Origin of the sequence: Corynebacterium sp. ACRPH (assembly GCF_022347285.1) — a bacterium.
Lineage (GTDB): Bacteria > Actinomycetota > Actinomycetes > Mycobacteriales > Mycobacteriaceae > Corynebacterium.
Genome location: NZ_JAKRND010000018.1, coordinates 36,154 through 47,251, shown reverse-complemented (window position 1 = coordinate 47,251; position 11,098 = coordinate 36,154). Strand labels below are relative to the sequence as shown.

7 protein-coding genes are annotated in these 11,098 nt (G+C 61.9%); 3 read left to right on the top strand and 4 right to left on the bottom strand.

Annotated features, from left to right (window positions below; genetic code table 11):
• Positions 1-246 precede the first annotated feature (246 nt).
• Both ahpF and ahpC read right to left on the bottom strand, forming a co-directional pair.
• On the bottom strand, positions 247-1,827 hold the full coding sequence (ahpF, locus tag MHX66_RS09195; RefSeq protein WP_239202464.1) for an alkyl hydroperoxide reductase subunit F: 1,581 nt from the start codon (positions 1,825-1,827) through the stop codon (positions 247-249).
• A 188-nt stretch (positions 1,828-2,015) separates the two neighbouring features.
• Complete coding sequence (gene ahpC, locus MHX66_RS09190; protein ID WP_239202462.1) at positions 2,016-2,579, bottom strand: alkyl hydroperoxide reductase subunit C; 564 nt, start codon at positions 2,577-2,579, stop codon at positions 2,016-2,018.
• A gap of 392 nt (positions 2,580-2,971) precedes the next feature.
• Between ahpC and MHX66_RS09185 the strand changes: the two genes are divergently transcribed.
• From MHX66_RS09185 to MHX66_RS09175, 3 genes are all read left to right on the top strand, one after another.
• Positions 2,972-4,462: a YeeE/YedE thiosulfate transporter family protein gene (locus MHX66_RS09185; protein WP_239202460.1), complete on the top strand. Its 1,491-nt coding sequence runs from the start codon at positions 2,972-2,974 to the stop codon at positions 4,460-4,462.
• Between the two features lie 110 nt (positions 4,463-4,572).
• Positions 4,573-5,304 (top strand): acetolactate decarboxylase, encoded by a 732-nt coding sequence (gene budA / locus MHX66_RS09180; RefSeq protein WP_239202459.1) that lies wholly within the window; start codon positions 4,573-4,575, stop codon positions 5,302-5,304.
• Between the two features lie 76 nt (positions 5,305-5,380).
• A complete protein-coding gene (locus tag MHX66_RS09175) occupies positions 5,381-7,312 on the top strand; it encodes a VWA domain-containing protein (protein WP_239202458.1) in 1,932 nt (643 codons plus the stop codon).
• Here MHX66_RS09175 and MHX66_RS09170 read toward each other — a convergent pair.
• The gene (locus MHX66_RS09170) at positions 7,309-8,358 is read right to left on the bottom strand and encodes an intradiol ring-cleavage dioxygenase (RefSeq protein ID WP_239202457.1); all 1,050 of its coding nucleotides are present in this window, start codon (positions 8,356-8,358) and stop codon (positions 7,309-7,311) included. The two genes, MHX66_RS09175 and MHX66_RS09170, sit on opposite strands and share 4 nt — an antisense overlap.
• A 307-nt stretch (positions 8,359-8,665) precedes the next feature.
• Complete coding sequence (locus tag MHX66_RS09165; RefSeq protein WP_239202456.1) at positions 8,666-10,993, bottom strand: 3-hydroxyacyl-CoA dehydrogenase NAD-binding domain-containing protein; 2,328 nt, start codon at positions 10,991-10,993, stop codon at positions 8,666-8,668.
• Positions 10,994-11,098 lie beyond the last annotated feature (105 nt).

The following is an 11,098-nucleotide window of genomic DNA, read 5'->3' as shown; positions in this document are numbered from 1 at the left end:
GGCGAAGCCACTCAGGAGGTCGCATGAGCCAGTCGCAACACCGGGCTCGTGCCGGTCCCTGAGATCGTCATGCTGCCTATTTTATCGAAAGGGCAGATACACCACTCGCGTGGACTTGACCTTTCCATTATTAGAGGGGTGCAGATAGCCCAGTGGGGCTGGTGGGGCTGGTGTGGTGCGTACGGTGGTTACCGCATGACGGCTACCGCTCAGCCAGCGCGGCCAGGCTGCCAAACCAGTTAGTCCCTAGGCCTTCGGCGCAGTCACCGTGTACTGCCACGCGCCCAGCGCAGCGTTTGCGCCGGCGCCCTGGGCAATCACTATCTGCTTGAACGGCACTGCAGTGCAGTCGCCGGCGGCGTACACGCCCGGGATGTTGGTGGCATTGTGCTCGTCCACCACAATTTCGCCCATCTTGTTCAGCTCCACGCCGGATTCGCCCAGCCACTGGGTGTTCGGCACCAGGCCGATCTGGATGAACACGCCCGCGACGTCCAGAGACTTCGACTTGTCGTTAGTGCGGTCCGTGTAGTTCAGGCCGGTGACGTTCTTGCCGTCGCCCACGATCTCCGTCGTAGCTGCCGACGTAATCACGTCGATGTTCGCGGTTTCCTCCACGCGCTGCATCAGGATGTCATCCGCGCGGCAGGCCTCGCCGAACTCCAGAACCGTCACGTGCTTCACCACGCCTGCCAGGTCCAGCGCAGCCTCGATGCCCGAGTTTCCGCCGCCGATCACGGCCACGGACTTCCCCTTGAACAGCGGGCCGTCGCAGTGCGGGCAGAAGGTCACGCCCTTGTTGCGGTACTCCTCCTCGCCTGGAACGCCCAGGGTTCGCCACTGTGCGCCCGTGGCGATAACGAGGGCACGGGCGCGCAGGGTGGCGTCATCCCCAAAGTGCACCGTGTGTAGGCCACCCTCCTCGGTGGCAGGGGTCAGACCCGTCGCGGCCTGGGCCTTCACCACGTCAATGTCGTACTGGCCGACGTGCTCTTCGAACTCCGCCGCCAGCTTCGGACCCTCGGTGGCGGGCACGGAGATGAAGTTCTCGATGGAGTTCGTGTCCAGCACCTGGCCGCCGAAGCGCTCGCCAATCAGGCCTACGCTCAGGCCCTTGCGGGCAACGTAGATGGAGGCCGCTGCACCCGCCGGACCCTGGCCAACCACCAGCACCTCGTAGGGCTTCTTCTCATTCAGCTTCTTTGCCTCGCGCGCGGCGGAACCGCTGTCCAGCTTGCGCACGAAGTCTTCGATGGTGGTGCGGCCCTGGCCGAACTCCTCGCCGTTCAGGTAGATGGTTGGCACGGCCAGAACGTTGTTCTCGTTGACCTCGTCCTGGAACAGCGAGCCCTCCACCGCGGTGTGCTTGATGCGCGGATTCAGCACTGCCATGGTGTTCAGCGCCTGCACGACGGTCGGGCAGTTCTGGCAGGTCAGAGACATGTAGGTGACGAACTCGTAGTCGCCGTCCAGGTTTTCTACCTGCTCGATCAGGTCCTTGTCTTCCTTGATCGGGTTGCCGCCGACCTGCAGCAGCGCCAGCACCAGGGAGCTGAACTCGTGGCCCATCGGGATGCCCGCGAAGGCCACGGAAATGTCGCTACCAGTGCGGACGATGCTGAAGGAGGGCTTGCGCTCGTGCGCGTCGTCGTCGCGGCGGGCAGTGATCTTGTCGGACAGCCCGGCGATGTCCTGCAGCAGCTTCTCCAGGTCCTCGGAAGCCGAACGGTCGTCCAGGCTGTACACCAGCTCGATGTCCTTGGTGATGCGGGGGACGAGCTGGCTGAGCTGCTTGCGCAGGTTGTCGTCCAGTAATTGCTTAGCCATTGGGTGCTCTCTTTCTTCGTTTATTGACGCCACCCTGAGGGGATGCGCGCCACACATGGATTCTTCGGGGGATGGGGATTTATTGGTGGATTAAAGGCACTAAAAACGGCGGGCAGGATCCGTAAGTGGAAAGCCCGGCCCGCCGTGGGTTTCCCGCCTGGGTGCGGCGGGGGGAGTGGAAGGGGAAGTTAGATCTTGCCAACCAGGTCGATGCCCGGGGTCAGGGTCTCTTCGCCCTCTTCCCACTTGGCGGGGCAAACCTCGCCCGGGTGAGCTGCGACGTACTGAGCGGCCTTGACCTTGCGAACCAGCTCGGAAGCGTCGCGACCGATGCCCTCGGCGGTCTGCTCGATGTACTGGATCTTGCCCTCCGGGTCTACCAGGAAGGTTGCGCGGTCTGCCTGGCCGGCGCCCGGGCGCATGTTCTGGAAGTTGTTGGTCAGCTGACCGGTGGAGTCGCCCAGCATGTAGTAGTTAACCTTGCCGACCTGATCGGACTCTGCGTGCCATGCCTTGTGCACGAAGTGGGAGTCAGTGGATACGGCGTAAACCTCTACGTCCATGCCCTTCAGCTCTTCGTAGTGGTCAGCCAGGTCGCCCAGCTCGGTGGGGCAGACGAAGGTGAAGTCGCCGGGGTAGAAGAAGAAGATGGACCACTTGCCCAGGACGTCGTCCTTGGATACCTCGGTGAACTCACCGTTGAAGAAAGCGGGGTTCTTGAAATCCAGAATCTCGGTGTTGATGAGGGACATGCTGTGCCTCCTTGGGGGCTTGGTTTCAGGTTCTTAGTTGGCAGTTATACGCAACTGTCGCTACAAAGCCTACCGATTTTCTTCAGTCTTGTTTTGAAGTTGAAGTGGATCATCGGGGGCGGCAATGTGGGCTGCTTGATTGCGATCCACCACCCATTATAGCGATGACTTTGTAAAAGTCAAGGATTGATAGGTTTACATTGGTGGCGGGTTATGGGTTTAAATCGGAGGTCGCTATCAATGCTGATTTATGGGACCTTGCGTGTGGTTTGCGAGGCTTCGTATGTGATGAACCTCTCTTAGGGCTTGAGGGAGAGTTGACTGGGGGCTAGTATGACGCATTCAAACAGACAGACAGATCGGTTCATTTTTAGTTTGGAGTAGGGGAACTCATGATTGTCACCGGATTGGCATTAGGTGCTGTCCTTGGCTGGGTTATGCAACGCGGCAGGTTCTGCGTAACCGGCATGATCCGCGATATTTTCTTGAACAAGACCTGGCGGGGCTTCACCGCCTTGCTTATCGTCATCGCAGTGCACGCGGTCGGCCTTGCCGCCCTGACGACTGCGGGAGTGATTACGCCCGAGTACAAGCAGTTCGCACCGCTCGCCGTCGTGCTGGGTGGTCTGCTTTTCGGCATGGGCATCGTGCTGGCGGGTGGCTGCGCATCCGGCACGTGGTACCGCTCTGCCGAGGGGCTTATCGGTTCGTGGCTGGCGCTGGTCTTCTACGCAGGCAGTGCCGCCGCTATGAAGGGTGGCTCGCTGAACGCCCTCAACGAGGGACTGCGCAGCTGGACGCTGCCCATCACCACCATCCACGGGTCTCTGGGGATCTCCGTGTGGTGGCTTGTCATCCCATTTGCGCTGGGAGTTGCCTTCCTGACCCGTCGCTTCCTGGCGCAGGAAGCTCAAGCGCCGAAGATGGCGACCCTGAAGCCGAAGAAGACCGGCCTCGCACACCTGCTGGCGGAAAAGCCCTGGCACTTTTACCCGACCGCGGCCATCATCGGTGCGCTGGGCGTACTCGCATGGCCGCTGTCGGCGGCGACGGGTCGCAACGACGGACTCGGCATCACCAGCCCATCGTCCAACCTCTCTAAGTTCCTCATCAGTGGCGAAGACACAGTTGACTGGGGAGTCATGCTGGTGCTCGGCCTGCTGGTGGGCGCCTTCTTCGCTGCCAAGGCGTCCGGCGAATTCCGTCTGCGCGTTCCCTCCGCTGAGCAGGCTGTTCGCTCCGTCATCGGTGGCGTGCTGATGGGTGTGGGCGCCTCCGCTGCCGGCGGCTGCACCGTGGGTAACGGCATGGTGCAGACCTCCCTGTTCAGCTACCAGGGTTGGGTTGCACTGCTGTTCATCGCCATCGGAATCGGCGTTGCCGCAAAGCTGTGGCTCAAGCCCACCGATGCGGTGCCGGGCCAGGCATCCAACCCGACGGCCAACCAGCCAAGCCAGACGCAGTCCTCCCCGCGCGCCGCACAGTCCGCACAGCCTGCACAGTCCGTACAGTCCGCTGCAGAGCAGAAGGCCATGGCTGCCCAGCTGGGCTTCCAAACCACAGGCACCCTGCTGCTGGATCGCAAGGCCACGGCTGCGGAGAGCGTTGAATCGAGTGGAGCCAGCGGAGATAGCGACCTCAAATTGGTCGGCGACCGGACTTATAAGCTCGACACTCTCGGCGCGGTATGCCCGTTCCCTCTGATCGACGCCAAGGCGGCGATGGCTGACCTTTCCGTCGGGGATTCGCTGCAGATCGACTTTGACTGCACCCAAGCTACCGATGCCATCCCGCGGTGGGCTGCCACCGATGGCCACGAAGTCACGAACTTCGAGCAGACCGCCGACGCTGGTTGGACCATCACCGTTAAGAAGGGCAGCTAGGCTGCCAGCAGCCTATTCGGCCCCCACCGCCCCGCATTGGGGGTGGTTGGGGCGAGAGGGGCGTCACTAAGAAAAGCGAGCAATGGGCGAGCACGGCAACAATGGGGCACATGAGCGACTCACCGGTAACTAGGCACACAATCTTCCAGAACTCCCTGATGACCGCCCTGCTGGACGGCATTTACGACGGCGAGATGACCGTCGGCGAGCTGCTGGGCAAGGGCAACTTCGGGCTGGGGACGTTCGACGCGCTGGACGGCGAGATGGTCATCATCGACGGCGTTTGCTACCAGCTGCGCCACGATGGCAGCGCCACCCGCGCCGATCTGGAAACCCGCAGCCCCTATGCCGTGGCCACCAACTTCGTGCCGCGCATCCGCCGCCGCGCCCCGCAGAACATTCGACGCGCGGAGCTGTCGAAGTTCATCGACGGCATGACGCCCTCCTCGAACTACATGTACGCCGTCCGCATTACCGGGCACTTCAGCAGCGTGGTCACCCGCACGGTCGTGAAGCAGAAGCCGCCGTATCGGCCGATGGTTGAGGCGACGGATGATGACGCCGAGCAGCGTTTCACCGACGTGACGGGAATTATCGCGGGCTTCCGCACGCCTGTCTACGAGAAGGGGATTTCCGTCCCCGGCTGCCACGTGCACTTCATCGACGATTCGCGCACCGTCGGCGGGCACGTGCTGGACTTCACCCTGGAAGAAGGCAAGATCGAGCTGTGTCCCGGCACCGACCTGGAGCTGCGCCTGCCGCTGACCAGTGCGTTCTCTGAGGCGAACCTGGACCCGGAGGACCTGGACGCGCAGCTGCACAAGACGGAAGTCAAGGACTAGCTAACCTGAAAAAGCCTGCCATGGTTTTCCCTTCGATATAAGGTGATCCACAGCGATAACTGAAGGGTGTTAATCAATGGCTAGAAGAAGCTCGCTGCTGTTCGCAATTGCGCTGATCGCAGCACTGGTGACAATCGTCGTACCACCGGCACAGGAAGCCCAGGCGGAGGATGAAGGTAAGAACATCCCGCCGACGATGCTGATTCTGGACGCCTCCGGGTCGATGAAGACCCCGGACGCCGACGGGCAGACGCGCCTGGCCGCTGCAAAGGACGCGGCGCAGATGTTTTCTGTGGCCGTGCCCAGCGACGCGGAGTTGGGATTCATGGTCTACGGCACGGAGGTCGGCAACTCGCCGGAAGAGCGCGAGGCTGGCTGCAAGGACGTTAAAACCCTGCTGCCAGTGGAAAAGGGAAACGTGACCAAGATTCCTGAAGAAGTCGGCAAGGTGGAGGCTTCCGGTCACACGCCGATGGGGCCGGCCCTGAGGCAAGCCGCCAAGGAACTGCCCAAGGATGGCGAGCGCTCGATCGTGCTGGTATCCGACGGCGAGGACACCTGCGCCCCACCGCCTGTGTGCGAGGTCGCCAAGGACCTGAAGAAGGAAGGCATTGACCTCACCATCAACACCGTCGGCTTTTTGGTGGACGCCAAGGCCCGCAAGGAGCTGGAGTGCATCGCCGAGGCAGGCGGCGGCGAGTACATGGATGCCAAGGACACCGTGAGTTTGGCTGATTCCATGAAGCGGCTGACCACTCGCACGGCCCAGACCACTGAGACTGAAGCGGAGGAGATCAGTGGAGGCGATGATTACTCATCGGCGGCTAAGGTGCCGGCCGATGTGGAGACTTTCTCCACGAAGCTGCGTGAAAAGTCCGATGGCGACCGGGAGGACGAGGACGGCGCCGAGTACTTCAGCACCCCCATCGCCGAAGGCGAGCGCCTGGCGCTCAGCGTGGCCACGATGCCTCCGCCCTCCCAGGGCGATGGGCTGGGGAGATCCAACTTCGCGCTCAAGTTGGACGCAGAGGAGCTAGATTGCTACCTGGACAACAGTGGAGATACCGGGATCATCGATTCCAACGGACCGTTCTTCTCCTCCTACACAACGAAGCGAGCAGGCGAAGACTGCCCAGCAGGTGACTTCAAGTTCAAGGTAGTGCGCAAGAGTGGCCCGTACGAGGGGCAGGAGATCCCCGCGGAGGTCACCATCAAGCGCTTCGCGAACGAAGACCTCAATGGCGTGCCGGAGCCTTTCGAGGAGGAGAGCTTCTCCCATGAGGATTCCCCGCAAGCTGCCGAAGACGTGGAGACGGTGAAGCCGGGGGCGTGGTTCCACGACGCCACGGAGCTCAAGGCGGACGGCAAGTCTACGGTGAAGGCCGACATCGTGCCGGGCGAAACTCACGTGTACAAGATCAAGGCTGAGTATGGGCAGAAGCTGCGGGGTGGGATGAAGCTGGTCGCGGCTCCTGACAAGGAGCTGGCGCGCATCTCTCAATTGCAGGTACGAACCCTAAACTCTGTGCGGCAAGCAGCTTCTTCGCAGGAAAGCCAATCCGTCAACCCGCACACCGAGGGCCAGTCCGTTGCCTTCGGCCACGCCGCCAGGCTGAACTATCGCAACATGGTGGGCGATGGTGAGGAACAACCGAGCGATGTTGCGGCGCGGAAATCTTGGCTGGATGGGGACCAGTACATCGTGGTTTTCTTCAACAACAGCTGGGGTGGCGGCGAACACCGGGACGTTTCAGAGGTGAAGAACGAGGCCGCCACCTATGAGCTCACCACAGAGCTCACGGGGGAGAAGATTCCCGGCCCGAAGTTCTCGGAGGCTTCGCATCCGCAGGACGAGGAAAGTGAAGACAACTCCAAGCGGGCCGACGAATCCGAGGAAAAGGACAGCGAAGAGTCCGGCTCGAGCAACAACCTGATCTGGTACAGCGTCGTCGTGGGCGTGCTGGTAGCCCTGGGCGGTGTGGCCCTCGCCTACAGCCGCAAGCGCTAAGCGTTCGAGGAGCCGCTCTCTGCCCCAGGCTGCCCCGCCGGTGGCTCGCCCGCCGGCGGCTGACCCCCTGGGCCACCCTGACCACCTTGACCACCCGGACCGCCCGGCCCACCTTGACCGCCTACGGGGCCGCTCATCTTATTCTCGGTGGTGGTATCAATCGGAACGTCCAAAGTCAGCGTGTAGCCGGACTTCACATCGCCGGTGAAATCCGGCATCTGCGCATCCCAGCCGTCGCTGAATATGCCGTCTTTGTCGAGCGACGTGTTCTTGTAATTCTTGATTGAGGCTTCGTAGTTATCGGTCTCGTAAACCGCCTCGCAGACGTCGCCGGGGATTGCGATTTGAGATGTGAGGATCGCATTCGTGGCGTCCGAAATAGAATCCTTATCCGGGAAAACCTCGAAGTGAATGTGCGGGTATCGCCCGGAGTAGCAACCCGGAACGATGGTTGTGAATTCGACGGTGCCATCGTCGCTGGTGACTTGCACTCCGCGCAGATAGGTTTCATTCTCCAGCCCGTCGCCGTACATGGAGTAGCCGCCCTCTGCATCGCAGTGCCAGACGTATACGGCCGCGCCAGTCATTGCGGAGTTGCTGTTGACCATGTCGATGATGTTCAGCTTGAGCTTCATCGGCACACCGGAAGCTGTTGCCCCGCCGCCGATGCTGGATCGGATGTCGGATCTTTTGACGCCCACCTTTTCCAATGCGTCAGGCCCATTTGATCCATCGCCGGGATAAGGGCCTGCGGTTTCAGTGTTCATTTCTGTCAGGTCAACGTCCGAGTTCGCGGTGCTGGCAGCTGCACCGCTGGTGGTGCCTGCAGAGCTCGATGTTGCACTTGATGCGGCTGAAGGATCAGATCCAGGCGAGCAAGCTGCGATAGCTGCTGTCCCGGCGCCAACCCCAAGTAGTCCGAAGAACTTGCGGCGAGAAACACGGTTGCGGATCGTGCCGATGTCGAAGTGCAGTCCTTGGTCCTCCAGGTCCTCGTTTTGGCGGTCGAGGACACGCCCTTCGTAGGTGCGGATGTGTAAGCCCATGGTGGTTTCCTTCCCTTCCTTGTGACCTCTAAAGTTCGTCTGTCTTCGTCTGTCGAGGCCTTTTGCTGATTTGTGAACCAAAGTTAGGGGGTGAATCTTGTATGGACGTGAGGTGCCGCTGCGGTTTGAGTCGCGAGTAGATACTGGTCTCTCGGTAGGGAAGTGGGAAACGCGTGGTGAATGACCTATCAACTACCCGCAGAATGGTCACAGAAATAAAAAGAAAAGCTGGCAGCTACCTGAAAACCCCGCTTGGGGTGATCAGGCAGACTGCCAGCTAACTAAAGGAGGCGAAACCAGTTGAGAACTAGCCCTTCAGGGACTCCAGCGGGGTGAAGCGCTCGCCGTACTTAGCGGCCAGCTCCTCAGCGCGGGCAACGAAGCCTGCAACACCGCGGGTCGGGTAGTCGCCACCGTCGCGGTCCGCGACCTTGCCCTCTGGCAGGGTAGCGGCGGTCGGGCGGTCGTAGTTCTTGATGTACTGGCGGGTACCGCCGGTCCAGGCCGGGAAGCCGATGCCCATGATGGAGCCGATGTTGGCATCCGCATCGGAGGTCAGCACGCCCTCGTCGATGCACTTCTGGGTCTCCAGAGCCTCGGCGAACAGCGGGCGCTCCACCAGGTCGATGAAGGCCGGAGCGTCAGCCGGAACGTTGGAGCCAGCAGCCACGCCGCTCGGGTCAGCAGCAGCCTTCTGGGCTGCGCCGGCAGCGGCGGTATCCAGGCCGGTGCCTGCAACGGTGGACTCGCCGTCGGCGACCTTCACCTTGCCGGCGCCCAGCTCGTCCCACAGGCCGCGCCACAGGCCGGTGCGGCGGCCTTCCTCGTTGTACTCGTAGAAGCCCTTGCCCTCGAGCTTGCCCGGACGGTCGTACTCGTCCAACATCTTGTCCACGATCTCGGTCACGCCACCGTCGTCGACGGTCAGGCCAGCGGCCTCCTGAGCTGCCTTGGTCTCGGCGCCGATCTTGCGGGCCAGCTTCAGGTTCAGCTCGTCCTGCAGCTGCAGCGGCGGTGCCGGGTAGCCAGCCTGGCGACCAGCGGCCTCGATGACGGCCGGATCGATGCCCTCAGCCAGCATGCGCATAGCCTCGTTCAGGAAGAAGCCGATGACGCGGGAGGTGTAGAAGCCGCGGGAGTCGTTCACGACGATCGGGGTCTTGCGGATCTGGCCGGTGAAGTCCAGGGCCGCAGCCAGGGTCTCGTCGGAGGTCTCCTCGCCCTTGATGATCTCCACCAGCGGCATCTTGTCTACCGGGGAGAAGAAGTGGATACCGATGAAGTCCTTCGGGCGCTTCACGCCGGTAGCCAGCTCGGTGATCGGCAGGGTGGAGGTGTTGGAGCCCAGCACGCAATCCTCCGGCACGGCTGCCTCGATCTCTGCCCAGACCTTGTGCTTCAGCTCGGTGTTCTCAAACACGGCCTCGATCACGATGTCACAGTCGGACAGGTCGGAGTAGTCGACGGAAGGCTTGATGCGGTCCAGCAGAGCCTTGGACTTCTCCTCGGTTGTCTTGCCGCGCTTCAGTGCCTTGGCCTCCAGACCCTCGGAGTAGGACTTGCCCTTCTCGGCAGCCTCCATCTTGATGTCCTTCAGCACGACCTCCATGCCGGCCTTCGCTGCCACGTAGGCGATCGCTGCGCCCATCATGCCGGCACCAACCATGCCCAGCTTCTTGAACTGCTTCTTCTCAACGTCCTTCGGGCGGGAGCCGCCACCGTTGCAGTACTGCAGGTCGAAGAAGAATGCCTGCATCATGTTCTTGGAGGTCGTGCCGGTGACCAGCTCCACGAAGTAGCGGGTCTCCACGGCCAGGGCCTCTTCGATGTTCTTCAGCTGTGCGCCCTCAACGGCGGCCTTCAGGATGGCCTTCGGAGCCGGCATCGGCGCGCCCTTGATCTGCTTGGTCACGTTAGCCGGGAAGGAGGGCAGGAACTGTGCCAGCTGCGGGCTGGTCGGGGTGCCGCCCGGGATCTTGAAGCCCTTCTGGTCCCACGGCTGGGATGCTTCCGGGTTCTCCTTGATCCACTTCTTGGCAGCGTCGATCAGCTGGTCTGCCGGGACGACCTTGTCGATCAGGCCGGTCTTCAGTGCGTCCTCTGCACGGAACTGGCGGCCGGTGGTCAGGACCTTCATCAGTGCGTCCTGGATGCCCAGCATGCGGACCACGCGGGTTACGCCGCCGCCACCCGGCAGCAGACCCAGGGTGACCTCTGGCAGGCCAACCTTCAGGCCCTTGGCGTCCGAAGCAATGCGGTGGTGCGTGGCCAGAGCGATCTCCAGGCCACCGCCGAGCGCCGCACCGTTGATGGCGGCGACGACCGGCACGCCGAGGGTCTCGATTGCGCGCAGGCCGGCCTTCATACCGTTGATCTGTTTCGTGATTGCTTCTGCGTCTTCCGGGGTGGACTTGATCATCGACTTGATGTCGCCGCCGGCGAAGAAGGTCTTCTTCGCGGAGGTGATGACCACGCCCTTGGCCTCGCCGGATTCCACTGCGCCCTGCAGCTTCTCCACCAGCTCAGGCAGCTCGCCCTGGAAGGTGTCGTTCATGGTGTTGACCGGCTGGTTCGGGTCGTCCATGGTGATGGTTACGATGCCGTCGCCATCCTGGTCCCACTTGAACATGCTCATGTGTGATGCTCCTTGTTTTATTTATTAACGCCCTCACGCTCGCGTTCGCGGGAGGTTGTCAGAGGAAAATTGAGTGTTTCTTGTGTTTTGGTCTGCGGGAAGGTC